General features: G+C 70.3%; 12 protein-coding genes and 1 tRNA gene. 8 read left to right on the top strand and 5 right to left on the bottom strand.

What is annotated here, in order from left to right; genetic code table 11:
• Positions 1 to 162 precede the first annotated feature (162 nt).
• Genes G4D85_RS00765 through G4D85_RS00755 form a run of 3 tightly spaced genes read left to right on the top strand, consistent with a single transcriptional unit; the run spans position 163 to position 8017 of the window.
• Positions 163 to 5310 carry a non-ribosomal peptide synthetase gene (locus G4D85_RS00765; protein WP_164006919.1) on the top strand — a complete coding sequence of 1716 codons (5148 nt, stop codon included), beginning with the start codon at positions 163 to 165 and terminating at the stop codon, positions 5308 to 5310.
• The gene (locus G4D85_RS00760; protein WP_164006917.1) at positions 5307 to 6821 is read left to right on the top strand and encodes a condensation domain-containing protein; all 1515 of its coding nucleotides are present in this window, start codon (positions 5307 to 5309) and stop codon (positions 6819 to 6821) included. Before G4D85_RS00765 ends, G4D85_RS00760 begins: the two co-directional genes overlap by 4 nt.
• Complete coding sequence (locus tag G4D85_RS00755) at positions 6818 to 8017, top strand: cytochrome P450 (RefSeq protein ID WP_164006915.1); 1200 nt, start codon at positions 6818 to 6820, stop codon at positions 8015 to 8017. Before G4D85_RS00760 ends, G4D85_RS00755 begins: the two co-directional genes overlap by 4 nt.
• 802 nt (positions 8018 to 8819) lie before the next feature.
• Here G4D85_RS00755 and G4D85_RS50975 read toward each other — a convergent pair.
• The 5 genes from G4D85_RS50975 to G4D85_RS00740 all read right to left on the bottom strand — a co-directional run bounded on the left by G4D85_RS50975 (position 8820) and on the right by G4D85_RS00740 (position 13646).
• The gene (locus G4D85_RS50975) at positions 8820 to 9086 is read right to left on the bottom strand and encodes a GFA family protein (RefSeq protein WP_476705370.1); all 267 of its coding nucleotides are present in this window, start codon (positions 9084 to 9086) and stop codon (positions 8820 to 8822) included.
• On the bottom strand, positions 9083 to 9637 hold the full coding sequence (locus tag G4D85_RS00750; RefSeq protein ID WP_164006913.1) for a dihydrofolate reductase family protein: 555 nt from the start codon (positions 9635 to 9637) through the stop codon (positions 9083 to 9085). Before G4D85_RS00750 ends, G4D85_RS50975 begins: the two co-directional genes overlap by 4 nt.
• 386 nt (positions 9638 to 10023) lie before the next feature.
• Positions 10024 to 12231, bottom strand: a complete 2208-nt coding sequence (locus G4D85_RS00745; protein ID WP_240358992.1) for an FG-GAP-like repeat-containing protein — start codon at positions 12229 to 12231, stop codon at positions 10024 to 10026.
• A 330-nt stretch (positions 12232 to 12561) separates the two neighbouring features.
• On the bottom strand, positions 12562 to 12687 hold the full coding sequence (locus tag G4D85_RS50165) for a hypothetical protein (RefSeq protein WP_275900258.1): 126 nt from the start codon (positions 12685 to 12687) through the stop codon (positions 12562 to 12564).
• Between the two features lie 886 nt (positions 12688 to 13573).
• Positions 13574 to 13646 (bottom strand) — tRNA-Asn (locus G4D85_RS00740).
• Between the two features lie 141 nt (positions 13647 to 13787).
• On the opposite strand from G4D85_RS00740, the gene G4D85_RS00735 reads away from it, so the two are divergent.
• From G4D85_RS00735 to G4D85_RS00715, 5 genes are all read left to right on the top strand, one after another.
• Entirely contained in the window at positions 13788 to 14987 is a 1200-nt protein-coding gene (locus tag G4D85_RS00735) for an RsmB/NOP family class I SAM-dependent RNA methyltransferase (protein ID WP_205525439.1), read from the top strand.
• A gap of 108 nt (positions 14988 to 15095) precedes the next feature.
• The gene (locus tag G4D85_RS00730) at positions 15096 to 16007 is read left to right on the top strand and encodes a S66 peptidase family protein (protein WP_164006909.1); all 912 of its coding nucleotides are present in this window, start codon (positions 15096 to 15098) and stop codon (positions 16005 to 16007) included.
• Positions 16004 to 17185: a serine hydrolase domain-containing protein gene (locus G4D85_RS00725; protein ID WP_164006908.1), complete on the top strand. Its 1182-nt coding sequence runs from the start codon at positions 16004 to 16006 to the stop codon at positions 17183 to 17185. Before G4D85_RS00730 ends, G4D85_RS00725 begins: the two co-directional genes overlap by 4 nt.
• A complete protein-coding gene (mpl, locus tag G4D85_RS00720; RefSeq protein WP_164006906.1) occupies positions 17178 to 18644 on the top strand; it encodes a UDP-N-acetylmuramate:L-alanyl-gamma-D-glutamyl-meso-diaminopimelate ligase in 1467 nt (488 codons plus the stop codon). The genes G4D85_RS00725 and mpl overlap by 8 nt, the downstream gene beginning before the upstream one ends.
• A gap of 1 nt (position 18645) precedes the next feature.
• Positions 18646 to 19212: a TlpA disulfide reductase family protein gene (locus G4D85_RS00715; protein WP_164006904.1), complete on the top strand. Its 567-nt coding sequence runs from the start codon at positions 18646 to 18648 to the stop codon at positions 19210 to 19212.
• Positions 19213 to 19216: the final 4 nt, after the last annotated feature.

The raw sequence follows: 19216 nt of genomic DNA, 5'->3' as shown, positions 1-19216 counted from the left end.
TCGCTGCAGGACAAGGCCCGGGGCGCCCGTGAGACAAGGGCCGTATCCATTCAAGGCTGTCGCAGTGGATTTTCGCGTGTTAGAGGTCCGGGGAAGCGAGCTGTGCCGGACGGCCCCTCCGCGCGGCAGCCGCGAGGTATGTCATTGCTTCCAGGAGCTCCCTTGCCCCCCACGCCCCCGTCCGCCCTGGTGACAGGAACCGAGTACGAACGCCTGCTCTCCAGCCTCCGTCTGAAGAGTCCCTGGGCGCTCGAGGGTCACACCCCGGAGGAGGTGCGGAGGGTGCTGGACGGCGGAGCGCAGGCTGCCCGCGTGCAGGGCGGCAGGGTCGACCATGGACCGTGGCGCTCGGTGGTGGACGTCATCGCCGCGCAGTGCCGGCGGCATGCCGACCGCGTGGCGCTCTCGGAGGGTGCCTCTGAAACCACCTATGCGCGGCTGGAGGAGCGGACGTGTGCCCTGGCCGCCAGCCTGCGGGCCCGGGGCATCGGGCGCGGAGACGTGGTCGCGGTGGTGCTGGAGCGGGGCCGTGCCTTCGTCGAACTCGCCATCGCCGTCTGGCGCGTGGGTGCGGCCTATCTGCCCCTGGCGCCGTCACATCCCCAGGCGTGGCGCGAGGACATCCTTCGCAGGGTCGGCGCGGCGCTCGTGGTGGGCTCGCCAGCCAGCGAGGTGCCGGGGGTGCCCTTCCTGGAGTCGGGTGCCGACGTGGGCTCCGGCGTGGCGGCCGTGGAGGACACGGCGCTTGTCCCGGAGGATCTCGCATACATCATCTGCACGTCGGGTTCGACGGGCGAGCCCAAGCTGGTGATGACCGAGCATCGCGGCGTCGCCAACCTCCTCCATGCGCAGCGGGACTTCCTGGGCGCGTTGGGGCCGGACACGCGGGTGCTGCAGTTCTTCCACCCGTCGTTCGATGCCTCCCTGTTCGACCTGCTGATGGCGCTGCCCAACGGAGGCCGGCTGGAGACGCTGGATGCGTCGCCGCTCTCCGGCGCGCCGCTGGCCCACATGCTGGTGGACCGGCGCATCACCCACGCGGTGCTGCCCGCGACAGTCCTTCGCACGCTGCAACCGGGCGGCTTCCCCGACCTCCAGGTGGTGATGAGCACCGGGGACGTGTGCCTTCCGGAGACGGCCCGGCAGTGGGGCGCGCACCACCGCTTCGTCAACGGCTATGGCCCGACGGAGGTGACGGTGGCCAGCACGCTCCATACGGTGCACACCGTGGAGGGGGAGCGCGTGCCCATTGGCCGCCCCCTCTCCAACGACCACGTGGTCATCCTCGATGAGCACCTGCGCCTCGTCCCCGACGGGGTGCCGGGCGAGCTGTGCATTGGCGGGGAAGGTGTCGGGCGCGGGTATCTGGGGCGGCCCGACCTGACCGCCGAGCGGTTCATTCCAGATGCGTTCGGTCCGGTGCCGGGAGGGCGGCTGTACCGCAGCGGCGACCTGGGCCGGTGGTTGCCGGACGGCACGCTGGAGTTCCTGGGCCGGCGCGACGACCAGGTGAAGATTCGCGGCGCGCGCATCGAGCTGGGCCAGGTGGAAGCGGCCCTGGCCGCGCTGCCGGACGTGCGGGACGCGGTCGCCCTCATCGACGACACGCGGGAGCGCCTGCTGGGCTACGTGATGCCCGTCACCGGAGCGGCGCTGTCCGGCGACGCGGTGCGCGCGGAGCTTGGACGCAGGCTTCCCGGCTATCTGGTGCCGGATGTCGTGGTCGTGGTGGAGGCCTGGCCCCTGAACACCAGCGGCAAGGTGGACCGGGCGCGGCTGCCCCGTCCCCCACGCGCGGAGCGGACGGACTACCAGCCGCCGGAGTCGCCCGGCGAAGTGGCGCTGGCGGCCATCGCCGCGGCGCTGCTCGGGACGGAGCGGGTGGGGCGCGATGACGACCTGTTCGAGCTGGGAGGGCACTCGCTGTTCGCCACCCAGCTCGTGGCCCGGGTGCGACGTGTGCTGGGCGCGCAGTTGGAATTGAGCGAGGTACTCCAGACCCCCACGGTGGCCCGGCTCGCGGCGCGCTTGAAGGAGGCGCGGGGTGGGGTGGACCTGGGCCCGCGGAGCGGCGCCGTGGGAATGGCGCTCACGCCTTCGTTCGGCCAGGAGCGGGTGTGGCTGATGCACAAGCTCAACCCGGACGCGCGGGCCTACCACACGCAGGCGGTGTTCCGGCTCGCGGGCGCGCTGGACCTCGCCGCGCTGCAGGCGAGCCTCACCGACATCGTGCGTCGCCACGACGTGATGCGCTCCCGCTTCCCCGAAGTGGATGGAGAGCTGCGGTGTGAGCTGGAAGCCCCGTGGGAGGTGGAGCTCCCGCTCCAGGACTTCAGCGGCGTGGACGAAGCGCTGCTGGCCACCCGGGTGGCGGAGGCTGTCCGGGACGCGGTGCAGGCCCCGTTCGCGCTCGCCGAAGGCCGGCCCTTCCGCTGGCGGCTGCTGCGACTGGGCGCGCAGGAGCACCTCTTCGTGCACGTCGAACACCACATCGTGCACGACGGCTGGTCCTTCAACGTCTTCGTGCGCGAGCTGCTCAACGGCTACGCCGAACATGTCCGCCACGGCCAGGTGCGACGCCCCGCGCTGGCGGTGCAGTACTCCGATTATGCGCGCTGGCAGCGGGAGTGGGTGGGGACCGAGGCCGCCGCGGCGCAGCGCCGCTTCTGGCATCAGGAATTGGAGGGCGCGGAGACCCGACTCCAGCTCCCCCGCCGCGCGGCTCCCGGCGGAAGACGGTTTCGGGGGGTGGCTCCCCGGGTGGAGCTGGACGGCGACCTCGCGCGCCGCCTCCAGGCACTGGCGGACCGCAACCACGCGTCCCTCTTCACCACGCTCCTCTCCGCGTTCTTCGTCCTCCTGCACCGGTACACCGGCTCCCAGGACCTGCTCGTCGGCTCCTCGGTCGCCAACCGGCGCTGGCAGGACACCGAGGGCATGCTGGGCATGTTCATCAACACGGTCGTCCTGCGGGGCCGGCTGGACGGGGACCCTTCGTTCGAGGAGTTCCTGGCGCGGGTGCGGCGCACCACGCTGGAGGTCTATGACCACCAGGAGCTGCCCTATGAGCAGATCTTCGCGCAGTCGCCCGCGCGGCATCAGGGTGGCCTCAATCCGTTGATACAGACGATGTTCAACTTCCACGACTCGTCGGTGGGCACGCTCGACGCGTCACCCCTCGACGTCTCCTTCGTGGAGGGACTGGGCAACGGCTCGGCCAAGTTCGAGCTGTCGGTCGTCGCGGTGCCGCTGTACGCCGAGCCGGGGCACATCCAACGGCTGGGTGGGGACGTGGTGAGCATTCCCCGTTCGGAGGCCCCCGTGCGCTCCAGTCCCCGCTCTTCCCTGAGCGGCATCCTGCTCTCGTGGGAGTTCGACTCCGACCTCTTCGAGGACTTCTTCATCACCGGCATGCTGTCCGCGTATCAGCAGCTCTTGCGCTCAATCACAGACGCGCCGGACACCCGCGTGTCCAGGCTGTCGCTGCTGAACGACGCGGACCGGCGCGCACTCGTCAGCGTGGGCCCACGCCAGGAGGCCCCCTCGTACCGGGTGCACGACTTGTTCGCCCAGTGGACCCGTCGCGCGCCCGACGCCCCCGCGGTGAGGTCCGGCGACAGCGTGCTGACCTATGCCGAGCTGACGCGTCGGGCGGAGCACCTGGCGCACCACCTGCGTGGCCTGGGCGTCGGCCGTGGGGCGCTCGTGGCGGTGTGCATCCCCCGCTCGGCGGAGCTGGTCGTGGCCCAGCTGGGAATCCTCATGGCGGGGGCGGCCTTCTTGTCGCTGGACCCAGGCGCTCCTCCGGCCTGGCTGGAGCCGCTCATGCAGGAGGCCGGGGCCCGCGCCCTCGTCACCACGGCGGCGCTGGCGGGCCGGCTCACCGGCCTGCCCACCGTCGTGCTGGATGCGCTGCCCCCGGCGTCGTCCGGGCCGCCGCTGCCGGAGGGGAGTCCGTCGGACCTCGCCTACGTCCTCTACACGTCTGGGTCGACGGGCAGACCCAAGGGCGTTCAAATCGAGCATCACTCGGTCGTGTCCTTGCTGTACCGGACGGCCCTGGCCGAGGACCTGGGACCTGGCAAGACGATGCTGGCGATGGCGTCGGTGACCTTCGATATCTCGGTGCTGGAGGTCTGGGGCGCGCTGCTCAACGGCGCCGCGGTCCACTTCCTGCCGCCGGGCTGGGACGTGCCGGGGCTGGCCCGCTGTCTCATCGAACAGCGAATCACGCATGCGGTGATTCCCCCCGTGGTGCTGCCCCGGTTGGCGGCCGACGCTCCGGAGGCCTTCGCCGCCCTGGACCGCGTGGTGGTGGGCGGGGATGTCTTCCCCCTGGAGGCGTTCCGCACGCTCGAGCGCGGAGGCTTCACGAAGCTGACGAACGGCTACGGCCCCACGGAAATCACCGTCATGGCCAGCGGACATCGGCTCGACGACGGGGTCGACTCCGAAGCCACCCACGTGCCCATCGGGCGACCGCTGTTCAATGCGCACCTCGTGGTGCTCGACGCGCACGGGCAGGTGGCTCCGCCGGGTGCCGTGGGGGAGCTCTGCATCGGTGGGGCCGGTGTCGCGAGGGGCTACCGCGACCTGCCGGGCCTCACCGCCGAGCGGTTCGTGCCGGACCCCTTCGGCTCACATCCGGGTGCGCGGCTCTATCGCAGTGGGGACCTGGCCCGGTGGTTGCCCGGAGGCGTCATCGAGTTCCTGGGCCGCCGTGATGAACAGGTGAAGGTCCGTGGCGTCCGGGTGGAGCTGGCCGAGGTGCGTGCCGCCCTGGCCGCGCATCCCGGCGTGGTGGATGCCCTCGCGCGCGTCGACTCGCGCGGGGGGGAGCCTTGCCTCGTGGGCTATGTCGTGGCCGGGTCGGCAACCCCGGTGTCGGCGCAGGCCGTGCGCGAGGACCTGGCGCGCAGGGTGCCGGCGCATCTGGTGCCTTCGGAGGTCATCGTCCTGGAGTCCTGGCCGCTGACTCCGAACGGGAAGGTGGACCACTCTCGGCTGCCCGCGACCGACCGGCGTCCGGACGCGCCCTACACGGCGCCGAGGACCGAGGCCGAGGTCCGCGTCGCGGCGGTGGTCTCCGAGCTCCTGGGCGTGAGCCGGGTGGATGTCCATGAGAGTCTGCTCGCGCTCGGCATGCATTCGTTGCAGGCGATGCGGCTGGCCTCCCGGCTGAGCCGGATGGTGGGACGGGAGGTCGGGCTCGCTACGATTCTCACCGGGCCGACCATCGCGCAGCTGGCCCACGCGCTCGCGGAGGCCCCGGTCGCGAAGCCCCTCATCAAGAGGCTGCCACGCGGATGACGACCGCGTTCCCGATGTCGTTCGCCCAGCAGCGACTGTGCTTCCTGCACCGGATGGACCCCACCGGGGCGGCCCACGCCACCGTTCGCTGCCACCGCGTGACGGGGCCCCTGGACCCGCAGGCCCTGCGGGAGGCCCTGGACGTGCTGGTGGCACGGCACGAACCGCTGCGCACCGTCTTCCCGCTGGGGACGCAGCAGCAGGTGTCTCCGGAAGGGCACGGGCATATTCACTTCCTGGAGGTCGCGACCGAGGCCGAGGCCCTGCGACACGCGCACGAGGAGGCGGCCCGGCCATTCGAACTGGAGCACGGTCCCTTGCTGCGACTCACCGTGATGCGGCTGGAGCCCCGGACGCACGTCCTCGTCTTCGCCGTGCACCTGCTGGTGGCGGACGGCGCCTCGCTCCAGGTCTTCACCGAGGAGCTGGCCATCGCGTACCGGGCGGCGCTCCTGGGGGAGCCCACTGGCCTGCCCGAGCTGCCCGTGCAGTACGTGGACTGGGCCGCATGGCAGCGCGAGCAGCTCACCGCCGAGCGGCGCGAATCGCTGTCGCACTGGTGGAGGGAGCAGCTGTCGGGCGTCCCCCTGTTCCTGGACCTCGTCTCCCCGCGTCCCGTGCTGGGGCGGGGACAGCGCATGCACCGGGTGCTGCCCGCCGCCGTCGCCCACGGCGTGCGCGCCCTCGCGAGCACCGAGCGTCAGACGGTGTTCACGGTGCTGGCCGCCGCCTGCGGCCTCGTGCTCAGGCACCGTGCGGGACGGGAGCAGGTGCTGCTGGGACTGGCCGTGGCCAACCGGGACTTGCCTGAGGTCGAGCGGGTGCTCGGGTTCTTCGTCAACACCGTCGTGCTCCAGGTGGACCTGCGCGGCGACCCCGACTTTCGCGAGCTGCTCACCCGGGTGGCGGCGGCCACGGTGGCTGCCTACGCGCACAAGGACCTGCCCTTCGAGCAGCTCGTCGCGGACCTGGCCCCGCCGAGAGACCCGACGCGGTCTCCCGTCGTCCAGGTCAACTTCGCGTACCATCCGGCAGGCACGGCGGGAGCACTGTCATTGCACGGCTGCGAGGTGACGGAGCCCCTGCTGGACCTCCCCTCCGCGAAGTTCGAGCTCACCCTTCGGGTGGAGGAACGCTCCGACGGCGCGTACACCGTGTGGGCCGAATTCGATGAGAGTCTCTTCGAGCCCGCCTTCATCGAGGGGCTGCTCGCGGCCTACGAGGAAATCTTGCGGACCGCGACCCCCCATGCGCGGACCTCGCTTCCGCGCTCCCCGATGGGGGCGAGGGAACAACACCTCAGCCGCATCTTCGCTGACGTGCTGAAGGTCGCCTCGGTCGCTCCGGACGACGACTTCTTCCAGCGCGGCGGCCATTCCTTGCAGCTTGTCGAAGTCGCGGTCCGGATCCGGAGCGAAATGGGCCAGGACCTCAGCCTGCGCGAGCTGTACCAGCACCCCACCGTGGCGGGAGTCGCTGCCCGGCTCGACCGAACAGGAGCACCCCGATGAGCCCTTCCTATCCCTTCCCCAAGGACTGGAGCCTCCCACTGGAGCCTCCCGCTGAATACAAGCGGCTGCGGCAGGAAGCCCCGGTCTGCCCCGTGCGGTTGTGGGACGGAAACACGCCGTGGCTGGTGAGTCGCTACAACGACGTGTTGACGGTCCTGGGAGATCCCCGGCTGGTCGCGGACTCCACACTGCCAGGGTTCCCGCACCTGTCGCCCGCGGCGGCGGCACGGCAGGGGAGGCCGCTGGCCTTCTTCCTTCGCCCTGATGCGGAGTACCGGGTGCAGCGGGCCATGCTCGTGCAGGAGTTCATGCCCCGGCGGATGGAAGCCCTGAGGCCGCGCATCCAGGCCACCGTGGACGCGGCGCTCGACGCGATGCTGGCCGGCCCGAAACCGGCGGACCTGATGGCGGCGTTCGCGCTCCCCGTTGCCCTGCAAGTCATTGGCGACCTGCTCGGCGTGCCCCATGACGGCGCTGACGACCTGCATGTCCTCAGTCGGACCGTCGGCTCCCGCGCGTCCTCCCGCGAGGAGGCGAGGGCGGCCCTGATGGCGCTGGATGACTTCTTCCTACGGTTGGTGGAGGCGAACCTGCGTGAGCCTGGCGACACGCTCATCGGTCGCGTCGTCACGGAGCAGGTGGCGACGGGAAGGCTGAGCCCTCCGGACGCGGCCTCCCTGTTCCACGCGCTGTACTACGCCGGGCACGGGCCGTCCGCGTACATGTTCGGCCTGGGGACATTGGCGCTGCTCATCCACCCCGAGCAGCTCGGGAAGTTCCGTGAGCTGGAGGACCCCGCCGCCATCACCGCGGCTGTCCAGGAGCTCCTGCGCTTCGTCAATGTCTCCCATCTCGCCCGGCAGCGCGTCGCCACGGTGGACGTCACCGTGGGCGGCCAGCTCATTCGCGCCGGGGAGGGCATCCTCGCGCAGCCGGACTCCGCCAACCGCGACGGAACGGTCTTCGAGGAGCCGGACCGCTTGGACCTCCACCGGGAAGCGCACCGCAACTTCGCCTTCGGCCATGGCATCCACCTGTGCACGGGGCGCGCGCTGGCCCTCATCGAGTTCGAGGTGGTGTTCAAGACGCTGTTCCAGCGCATCCCCACGTTGCGGCTGGCCGTGCCGCTGGAGGAGGTCCGCTTCAAGAAGGATGAGAACCTGCTCGGCGTGCACGAACTGCCGCTCACCTGGTGACCCGCTTCCCTCTACTCCCCACGATGACCCGACCGAACGCGCGCTCCTGCGCTCGCTGCTGGAGCGCGTGGAGTGCGTGGAGTGCGCCGCGAGCGAGGCCCTGGGCTGCGCCCCCCGATGCGCCGCCAGCCACGCCATCCACCGAACCGCTGTATCCTTGCTGACTCCCCGGGAGACGGCATGAATCGGATGAGGGTTTTTGCGATTGTAGTTGCGGTCCTCCTTGCCGGAGCGGCAGTGGCCGTTGTTGTGCTTCGAGGCCGCACAGCGGAGGGACAAGCCATCGCACCAGGGCCAGGCGACGACTTTGCCTCTGACCTGGAGCGGCGCCCGAAGTGCTGGGTGAAGGTGAAGTCATCGGAGCCGGGGAAGTGCCCTCACGGCGTGGGTCGCATCCACAAGGGTGAGTGCTACATGGCCGACTGGGCTGCCTGCGCGAAGTCCCTCTGAAGGGCCGGCCCATGTTCTGGAGCCGGCGCGCTCGCCATCAGGCGGCCTTGGCCGCTCCGTCGTGTCCCGCCGCTTCCAGTCTCCGCGCGGCCACTTCGCAGTAGCGCTCCTCGAGTTCCACGCCCACCGCGCGCGTCCCTGGGCGCACCGCGCTGGCAGTGCTCGTGGCCGCGCGAGGATGCACGGGATGACCAGCCGGGTAGGCGCTCAACCCCACCTGCTGGCCGCGTTTCTTCCAACCATCTCCAGGGTGAACGGCCCGCCGCCCCAACTGCTCCGAACTGCGATCCGCTTGGCCGCCCCCGCTACGAACAACTTGGGTGACCCGACTGCGATCCATTACCCAGGCCCGTCACACCCTCCCCAAAACGGGCGAAAGAGCGCTCCAGAGAGCCCAGTCGGCGGCGGAGAAGAGGCCCCATCTCGCTCTGCGGGGGAGAAGGCCGAGACTGGGATCCTCCTGCGGGAAGATCGCAGAGGCATGAAAGAGCGTGCCGCGATGCGTTCGGCAGTCGAGGCAGTGGCACACGCCGACGCGGTACGGCCGTCCCGACGCGACGATGCGGACGCTGCCGCACAGGCAGCCGCCGGTGAAGCGCTCGGGTCCTTCCACGGTCATCCCGCTTTGCGACGGAAGTGGAGCGCCTGCACGCCGGACTTGAACCGCTGCGTCGATAGGAGCTCGAGATGCCGCGCACTCGACAGGCCATGAAACAACGTCGGCCCGCGGCCACTGATGATGGGATGAACGACGATGCGGTACTCGTCGATGAGCCCCAACTCCTCGAGCGCAGCCGCGAGCTTGGGCGCTCCGACGAGGACACCCCGCTCGGTCTTCGCTTTCAGCGCCGAGATCGCCTCGCGAAGGTCACCCTCCACCTTGATCGTGTTCTGCCACGGAAAGTCGCTCCGCGAGCCCGACACGACGTACTTTGCCTTCGCCTCAAGCTTCTGTGCCCACTCGCGCATCGCGCGCGGCGCCTTTTCGTCGCGTGCCACCGCGGGCCAGGCTCCCTCCATCAGCTCGTAGGTGTTGCGCCCGAAGAGCATCGCCCCGCTCTGCTCCATGAGCTGCGTCCAATAGTCGTGCAGCTCGTCGTCCGCGATGCCCTGGGTGTGATCGGTGCACCCGTCCAAAGTTACGTTGAGACCGAAGGTGAGGAGGTTCATGGCGTGGGATTCTACGAAAAGCGCGCCCAGCGCGCAGCAGCCCGAGCCAGCGACGCAATGCCCCATCCCCGGTGGGTATCGGCGCGCAGAAACTCGACACCCTCCAAGCCATCACCCGGATCTGCTGCGCACTGCGCGCGGAAACCAGACCCCATGTCCCTGGCTACGGGTGGCCCCATGCGGCTGGCTCGTGACACACGTTGATCCGAGCACGCCGCGTGGTCCTGCACCCGTGTGGAATACGGCCTCTGTGGAGGTGAGGTCGGGTCAGGCGCCTGCGCGTCTTTCGGTGCGCCGCGCGCGAAGCACGCGGCGCACCGATTCTCCTACCGAGACCGCGCTGAACTCAGGGCACACCGCCCCATCGCGGTATCGCGGACAGCGACTTAGAGTCCGTTGGGGACCACGGTCACTGTGCCGGAGCCCCTGTTGGTCAGGATGAGATCGGCGTACCCATCCGCGTCCATGTCCGCGGTGGCGATGGCGTTGAGGCCAGGCGAGGCGCCAGTCGTGACGACGGTGCCCGAGGTGAAGCCTCCATTGCCGTTGCCGGTCATCGGGCGGACGCCGCCCGAGGCCGCTGTAACGAGGATGTAGGCGTCGAGCTTGCCATCGCCGTTGAAGTCACCGGCCACGACGCCCAGCGCCGAGTTGGCGGCCGTAGCGGCCGCGGCGGTTGACTGAACGCCGCTCGCGAAGGTGCCGTTGCCGTTCCCTTTGAAGAAGAAGAGGTACCGGCCGGCCGCGCCGTTCGAGAGGATGTCGAGCGTGCCGTCGCCGTCGGCGTCGCCGAAGGCGATGCCCGCCGTCTGGCCGCTGGCGGAATTGCTGTAGGCGACGGGTGCGGCGAACGTGCCGTCTCCCTGGTTGATGAGGACCGACAGGCGTGCGCTGGCGGGGCTCGTCACCACGATATCGGAGAAGCCATCGCTGTTCAGGTCACGGCAGGCGATGGTCGACTGAGTGCCGCCGGTGCTCTGGATGCCGATGAACGTGGGCGCGCCGAAGTTGCCCGCGCCGGTGCCGAAGAGCACGCTCACCTGGCTCTGGGTCACGCTGGTCGTGGCGATGTCAGCCACCCCGTTGTGATCGAAGTCCCCGGTGCAGAGGTGGACGGAGCCCGGGGTGCCAGTGGTGAAGCTCGTCGGCGCGCCGAAGGTCCCGGGCGCGCTCGAGCCCAGGTTCTTGTAGACGCTGATGTCTCCGTTGATGAGGGGCAGGTTGGTCTGGCCGTTGACGGTGACGGCGTCGAGCCACCCGTCGCCGTCCACGTCCACGGCCACGACCGCGTTGCTGGAGAGCGAGGCGCTCCCGTAGTTGACCTCCGACTGGACGCTGGCGTCGCCATTCCCCAGGAAGACGGAGAGCGAGCCAGAGGGAGTCTGGGTCGACCCGGATTCGGCATTGGTCACCAGGATGTCGAGCTTGCCGTCGCCATTCACATCGGCGACCGCCGGGGCCAGCGGGTTGTGGTTCGCGGGGGAGCTGACCGGCGTGCCGGGGACCTGGCCGGTGGGGGCGGTCTGGCAGGTGGCGTTCGAGCAGATCTGGCCCGTCGAGCACACGATGCCGCAGGCGCCGCAACTGTCGACGTCGCTCTGGAGGTTCACCTCGCAGCCGTCGGACGAGTTCGCGTTGCAGTCCGCGAGGGTGCCTGAGCAAGACTGGCAGTTGTTCCCCTCGTAGGTGGGCGCGCACTTGCAGGTGTAGCTACCCACGCCGTCGATGCAGGTGCCACCGTTCAGGCAGGGGTTTGCGGCGCACTCGTCGGTGCTGGTGCAGGTCACGCCGTCGCCCTCGTACCCCGCATTGCAGGCGCAGGTGAAGGAGCCCCCGATGTTGGTGCAGGTGGCGTTTTCGTTGCAGTTGTCGGTACCGGCGGCGCACTCGTCGATGTCGGTACACACTGTCGGCGCTCCCGTGCAGGTGTAGCCCGGCTCCACCTGGCAGACGCTGTTGCAGCCGTCTCCCGAGAGTTGATTGCCGTCGTCACAGACTTCGAATCCGCTCAGCACTCCGTCACCACAGACGGGCCGCAGCGACGTCTCCACCGCGTCCACCAGGTAGAGCGCGACCGCACCCCTCAGGCGCACGTAGCGATAGGGCACGTTCCCCGGGTACGTCGCCACGGCGATATGCGTCCCCAGGCCCAGCTCCACCAGGTGCAACGAGCTGGAGCCGATGAAGGTCCCATCCGCCTTCAGGAAGTCCACCTGGGCCACCAGCGCCAACGACAGGCCCCGGTAGTAGACGCGCAGGTCGCCGGTGCCTTCCTCGCCCTGACCCAGGTCCAGCACCAGCGCCGCGTTGAGCAAGCCCAGCAGTGTCGCGGCCTGCCCGTCCGGAGCGCCCAGCGCCGCGCTCGCGTTGAGAACCGTCGCCGTGGTGCCCGACGCCACCGCGTCCGCATACGGGTCCCACGTCAACGAGGCTTGCGGACGCTCACGCGTCAACGCTCCGTCGTCCTCTTGCGACACTCCCTCTTCCGGAGGACGGACCTTCTCCTCCAAAGACTCCACACCACACGCCCCCAGTGACAAGGCCAGCATCACGCCCAGTCCCCACGACCACGGCACACCAGGACGGCTTCGCATCGAGTGTCTTCCCCCGAGGAGCAGGATGGAGCCCGGAATGGACCGTCCCCCCCTGGAATGAACGGCACCCCTCCTTGCGCCCAACGGTTCGGTGCGCAACACATGGATGGCCAGTGTCCTCAGGCCAGCAGTCGAAAAGCACTTGAGTACGATGGACACAAAGTCCATGACATGCATCCGCCTGCCGCCGCGAATCGACGGGGCCGTGACAGGGAAGGGCCGCGAACCGCCGACCGCACCGGTGAGCCCCAGGAACGCGGCGAGGCGTCGGACCTTCGCGCGAAGACGACGCCAGCAGCCGAGCAGCGCCAGCACGCCCGCGAGCGCCAGTCATCCATGCGCGGAGACACAGGCGCGCGAGGAGGACTTCCCCGTCACACACGACACGTTCGCGGAGACGAAGAGGTCGCGCTCCTGGCCATCGATGGAGATGGTGGAGGTTTCCTCCTGGAGCAATGTGACAGCGCACCCGACGGAGGAATGGACGAAGCAGCAGTTGCGAGAGGCTTTCCCCTGGGCCAGCGCTCCGCGGTACTTGCACCGAGCCAGGGACAAGCTCTACACCGAAGGCGTTCGCGCCACGCTCACCCCGAGCGCTTCCCTTGTGGCGCACCCAGGCCGCAGGCCCTTCCGAACGCAGTCTGGATCAACAACCCTGGGCGGCTCGCCAACTCACAGGAGGCTGCGCAGTAATCTCTCGAACTCGCTGTCTCATCCGCGTTGACAGGTTCCGAAGCGCACCAGTTCCGAGACATGCCAGCCGGTGCCGGCTTCACGTCCATTCCGTCACTCCAGTGAGGCGCAAGGTGCTCGCGTGCGAGCAGGCAGTGAGTGCTACCGGGGCCTGACCTTGGTCCGCTTCCACTGCTCCGGCCTGGGGCACGGTGAGCCGTCCGAACGTCGGGTCCTTCGGCCACGGAGAGGACGTGCTTCACCTTGCGCAGTCAGGAGTAGAGGCGCTTGAGGATGTCGTCCAGGAGCGTGACCTTCCACAGGTTCTGGCCCCTGAACTGGTCGGCCCACCACGCGAGGTAGCCCTGCTGCTTCTTCACCCAGGTGGCGCTGTTTTGTCCACGTCGCGCGAGCAGGCGAGGAATTCAGCCGCGAGCGGCGCATCGAGGTAGATGGGCGCCTCGTGCGGCGAGCCCGCCGGGCTGTAGTGCTCCGGGTCGGTCTCGAAGCGCTTGAGCTGTTCGAGTCCTGGCTCTTGCTCGTGCTCTCGCCCATGCGCCCGCGCCCTCCATTGGGGCGAACGTCCGGGAGCTGCCCGTATCTTGATCACGGGCAGAGAGGGCAAAAGAAAAAGGGCCTTGGACTTTCGCCCAAGGCCCTGCATTTCTTGCTCCCCGACGAGGACTCGAACCTCGGACCTAGTGATTAACAGTCACCCGCTCTACCGGCTGAGCTATCGGGGAATATGACCGGCACACGGCGGCACTGCGTCGCCGTGATGACGCGCTTTCTAGAGAACGGAGCCCTCCCTGTCAACAGTCCCGTTTGATCCGCTCTCCCGGCTTCACTCGCAGCCCTGGTCGGCGCTGGCCGGTCTGGTCTCCATCGCCTCGGAGGCCATCGCCCAGGTGCTCGCCGGCTCCGCGGCCGAGCGCGTCCTGGACCGCACCCTCCGAGACCACCGGCACCTCTCCCGGGGGCAGCGCCAGGCCCTCAAGGAGGCCGTCTTCAACGTGGGCCTGTGGCGCCGCCGCCTCGGCTTCCTCCTCGGCCGTGACGACGCCACGCCTCCCTTCCTCCTCTACGCCCTGCTGCACGGCCTGGCCGGCGTGCCCGCCCCGGAGGCCGCCGCCCTGGCCGGGGTGGGGGAGGGGCCGCCCCCCGTCCTCGTCACCGGGGAAGCCCCCACGCTCGCCCTCCGGGCCTCCCTGCCGGACTGGCTCGCCGACCACTTCGCCCGCGAGCTGGGTCCCGAGGCCGAGGACTTCTGCGCCCACCTCAACGTCCCCGGCCCCATCACCCTCCGCGCCAACCCGCTGCGGACCTCCCGCGACGCCCTCGCCGAGCGCCTGCGCTCCGAGGGCGTCACCACCCGCCCCGGCTCCTGGAGCCCCCTGGCGCTCCTCGTCGAGGGCCCCCGTCCCAACCTCTACGGTCTCCCCTCCCTCCGCGAGGGCCTCTTCGAGGTCCAGGACGAGGGCAGCCAGCTCCTCGGCCTCCTGGTGGAGGCCCGCCCCGGGGAGACGGTGCTCGACCTGTGCGCGGGCGCCGGGGGCAAGACGCTCCTCCTGGGCGCGGAGATGAAGGACGCCGGTCGGCTGATGGCCCACGACCCGGACCCCGAGCGGCTGGACAGGCTCCTCCAGCGCGCCGCCCGCGCGGGCCTCACCCGCGTGCAGGTGCTCCGCTCCCCGCCGAGCCCGAACCTCGGCGCCGACCGCGTCCTGGTGGACGCCCCGTGCTCGGAGCTGGGCTCGCTCCGCCGGGGCCCCGACCTGCGCTTCCACTCCGGGCCGGAGGTCCTCGCCCACTTCCCGCCGCTCCAGCAGGACATCCTCCAGCACGCCGGGGACCTCGTGCGTCCCGGCGGCCGGCTCGTCTACGCCACCTGCACGGTGAACCGCGCGGAGAACGAGGACATCGTCACCGCGTTCCTGGCCTCCCGGCCCGAGTTCCGCCTCGTGCGCCCGGGTGCGGGCTGGCTCCCGGCCGCCTGTGTCCGGGACGAGTTCCTCTTCGTCGCGCCGCACCGGCACGGCACCGACGCCTTCTTCGCCGCGGTGATGGAGCGGTCGGCCGGGTAGGGAAGGGGGCTTCGAGCGGCCGCAGTGTCCTCGTTACGACGGACAGGGGTACTCAACGCTTCGGGCCCCCGTGCCTCGAATCGACGTGCCCCCCACGGCCCGGGTGCTATGAAGCGCCACGTGCGCTGGCTCAAGCCCCTCTCGCTCCGTCCCCGCGACACCGTCCATGTCGTCGCTCCCGCCTCCGCCTTCGACCGCCCCGGCTTCGAGGTGGGCCTCGCCGTCATCGCGGAGCGGTACACCCCCGTCCACCGCCCCGACATCTTCTCCTCCCACCGCTACCTCGCGGGCGAGGACCCCCGGCGCATCGAGGAGCTCTCCCGCGCCCTGCTGGACCGCGAGGCCCGAGCCATCTTCTGCGCGCGCGGCGGCTACGGCAGCGCCCGGATGCTCCCGGACCTCCCCTTCGCCGACGCCGCGTCCAACGCCTTCGTCGGCTTCTCCGACGTCACCTCCATCCACGGCGCCTTGCAGGTGCTCGGCCGGGTCTCCATCCACGGGCCCGTCCTCACGCAGCTCGGCAAGCAGCCTCCGGAAGTGCGTGACTACCTGTTCCGCCTCCTGGAGTCGCCGGAGGCTCCGCCGCCGCTGACGGGTACGGCCACCTACGTGCCCGGCATGGCGGAGGGGCACCTCGTCGGAGGCAACCTCTCCGTCCTCTCCCGGCTCATCGGCACGTCGTACATGCCGCCGCTCGACGGCGCGGTGCTCTTGCTGGAGGACGTCACCGAGCGCCCCTACCGCCTCGACCGCATGTGGACGCACCTGCGACTGGCGGGCGTCTTCTCGCGCGTGCGCGGCATCGTCCTGGGTGACTTCTCCTCGTGCGAGGAGCGGGACTCGGGCTACTCCGGCGCGGACGTGCTCCGCGAGCTGGCGAGGGAGGCGGGCCTGCCCTGCGCCGCCGGCTTCCCCATCGGCCACGGTGAGCTCAACTACCCCGTCGCCCTGGGCACCCAGGTCCGGTTGGACGCGGACGCCGCGCGCCTCACCTTCCTCGAAGGAGCCGTGCGCGAATGAGCGGCAGTCCCCACCCCATCGCGATTCTGCAGACCGTCCTCGACGAGGCCTGCAAGATTGGCGTCTTCCCTGCCGCCCAGGCCGTCGTCCTGCACCGGGGCGTCCAGGTCTTCGGCGGCGTGGTGGGCAAGGTCTCCGGTGACACGCGCTTCGACCTTGCCTCCGTCACCAAGGCGATGAGCACCGCCACCCTGTTCCTGCGCCTGTGGACGGAAGGGAAGGTGGGCCCGGACACGCTCGTGTCCCGCTACTTCCCCGGCTCGCCCGTGGGCAACGCGGGCGCCACCGTGGCGGACCTGCTCTACCACCGCTCGGGCCTGCCGCCCTTCGTGCCCTTCTTCGCCCAGGCGCTCACCGCGCACCCGGAGCTGCTCGACGCGGACTGCCCCTCCGCCCTGCGCGCCCGTGTTCGCGAGGAAGTCGTGCAGGCCGCCGCCGCCACGCCGCTCGCCGCCGAGCCGCGCACCCGCGCCGCGTACAGCGACGTGGGTTTCATCCTCCTCGGCGAAATCCTCTCCCGCGCCGCGGACGCGCCGCTGGACGTGCTCTTCACGCGCCACATCGCCGAGCCGCTGGGCCTGTCCGCGCGCTTCCATCGCCTCACGGACTTCCCCGCGGACGCCACCCCCGCGCCCACCGGCGCCACGCGCCCGCGCGAGCCCGCGCCCGGCCAGGAGGGACTGTGGAAGGACGTGCCCACGGCGCCCACGCGGCCCGGAGAGGTGGACGACGACAATGCCTGGGTGATGGACGGCGTGGCCGGGCACGCGGGCCTCTTCGGCACCGCGGTGGACGTGGCCCGCTTCGGGCAGGCCGTGCTGGACGGGTGCTCCGGTGGCGCCGCGCTTGCGCCCGGCCCGCTGTGGCACCGCCTGCTGGCCACCGATTCGCTGGTGGCGGGCAGCACGCGCTCCATGGGCTTCGACTCGCCGTCGGCGACGATGTCCAGCGCGGGCCACTACCTCGGCGACACGCCGCCGGGGGCCGTGGGGCACCTGGGCTTCACCGGCACCAGTCTCTGGGTGGACCTGCGCCGCGCGCTGGTGGTGGCGCTCGTCACCAACCGCGTGGCCAACGGCCGCCAGGAAGTGCGCATCCGCGACTTCCGACCTGTCTTCCACGACCTCGTCGTGGAGGCGCTCGAGCTCACCGACTTGAAGCAGGGAACGCATGGCTGACGACAACGGAAACGTCCTCGAGACTCTCGAACCCGGCAGCGTGCGCCGCATCCACCTGGTGGGTGTGGCCGGCACCGGCATGGGCTCCTTCGCCGGCATGCTCAAGGCCGCCGGCTATGAAGTTACCGGCAGCGACGAGAATGTCTACCCGCCCATGAGCGACATGCTCAAGGCGTGGGGCATTCCGGCCTCCTCGCCCTACCGTCCGGAGAACCTGGACGCGGCGAAGCCGGACCTCGTCATCATCGGCAACGTCATCCGCCGGGTGAACCCGGAGGCCACCGCCGTCCGCGAGCGCGGCCTCAAGCAGATGAGCTTCCCCGCCGCGCTGGGCTCGCTCTTCCTGGACCGCTCGCACTCGGTGGTGGTGGCCGGCACGCACGGGAAGACGACGACGTCCTCCATGATGGCCCACGTGCTGGTGGAGGCCGGGAAGGACCCGTCCTTCCTCGTGGGCGGCGTCACCCAGAACTACTCGGGCAACTACCGCGTGGGGAAGGGCCCGCACTTCGTCGTCGAGGGCGACGAGTACGACACCGCGTACTGGGACAAGGGCTCCAAGTTCCTCCACTACCGGCCGCGCACCGCCATCCTCACCAGCGTGGAGTTCGACCACGCGGACATCTTCCGCGACTTGCCCCACTACGAGGCCACCTTCGAGAAGTTCGTCCGGCTGATTCCGCAGGACGGGCAGCTCGTCGTCTGCTCCGCGTACCCCAACGCCGTGAAGCTGGCGCGCGAGGGCTGCAAGGGGCGCGTGGTGACGTACGTGGCGAAGGAGGGCGCGGACGCGGACTACACGCCGCGCAACGTGTCCTTCGGCCCCGCGGGCGCGCGCTTCGACGTGGTGGAGCGCGGGCAGTCGCTGGGCACGGTGGACCTGCCCATGGGCGGCCTGCACAACGTGGAGAACGCGCTGGCTGTCATCGCCGCGGCGCGCGGCCTGGGCCTGTCCTTCGAGGAAGTGCGCAAGGGCCTGGGGACGTTCAGCGGCGTGAAGCGCCGGCAGGAGCTGCGCGGCGAGCCGGGCGGCATCATGGTGGTGGACGACTTCGCGCACCACCCCACCGCGGTGCGGGAGACCATCGCCGCCGTCCACCACCGCTACCCCGAGCGGAGGCTGTGGGCCATCTTCGAGCCGCGCTCCAACACCAGCCGCCGCAACATCCACCAGGAGGACTACGCCCACGCCTTCACCGGCGCGGCCCGCGCCAGCCTCAAGGTGCCCGAGCGCCACGACAAGGTGCCCGTGGACCAGGAATTGGACGTCCGCAAGCTGGTGGACGACCTCAAGGCCCAGGGCATCGCCGCGGAGGGCTCCACGGACGTGCAGGCGCTGGTGGACCTGGTGGCCCGCGAGTCCCGCCACGGCGACGTGCTGCTCGTCATGAGCAACGGCGCCTTCGGCGGCTTCATCGACAAGCTGCTCACCGCCCTCAAGGCACGGATGGGGACCTGACATGCGCACGCCTTTGTTCCTCGCGGTCCTCGCGAGCACCCTCTCGCTGGCTGGCTGCGCGAAGTCCACGCTGCCGCCGCTGACGAGTCCCGCTCCGAGCGGCGGCGGCGCGGAGGCGTCGCCGGAGGCCCGAGCGGGCGCTCCGCTGGTGTTCCAGGTGAAGCGCTACCCGGGTGGCGAGCCGTATGACCTCGCCAGCGACAGGGGCAGCGTGGTGCTGCTGGACGTGTGGGCCACGTGGTGCGAGCCGTGCCGGGACGCGCTGCCCTTCTATGAGAACCTCGCGCGCGAGTACGCGGGCCGGGGCCTGAAAATCTACGCGCTCAACGTGGACGAGGACGCGCGCGCCATTGCCCCCTTCCTCCAGGAGACGAAGGTGGGGCTGCCCATCCTCCTGGACGAGAACGCCCAGGTGGCCGAGCGCACGTTGAAGGTGAAGGGCATGCCCACCAGCTATTACATCGACCGCCGCGGCGTGGTGCGCCACGTCGAGGAGGGCTTCGCCGAGGAGTTCGTCACGCGCTACCAGTCGCACCTCGAGGCGCTGCTCGCCGAGCCCGCGCCCTAGCAAA

Source organism: Pyxidicoccus trucidator, from assembly GCF_010894435.1.
Classification (GTDB): domain Bacteria; phylum Myxococcota; class Myxococcia; order Myxococcales; family Myxococcaceae; genus Myxococcus; species Myxococcus trucidator.
This window is presented reverse-complemented; position numbering and strand designations above follow the sequence as displayed.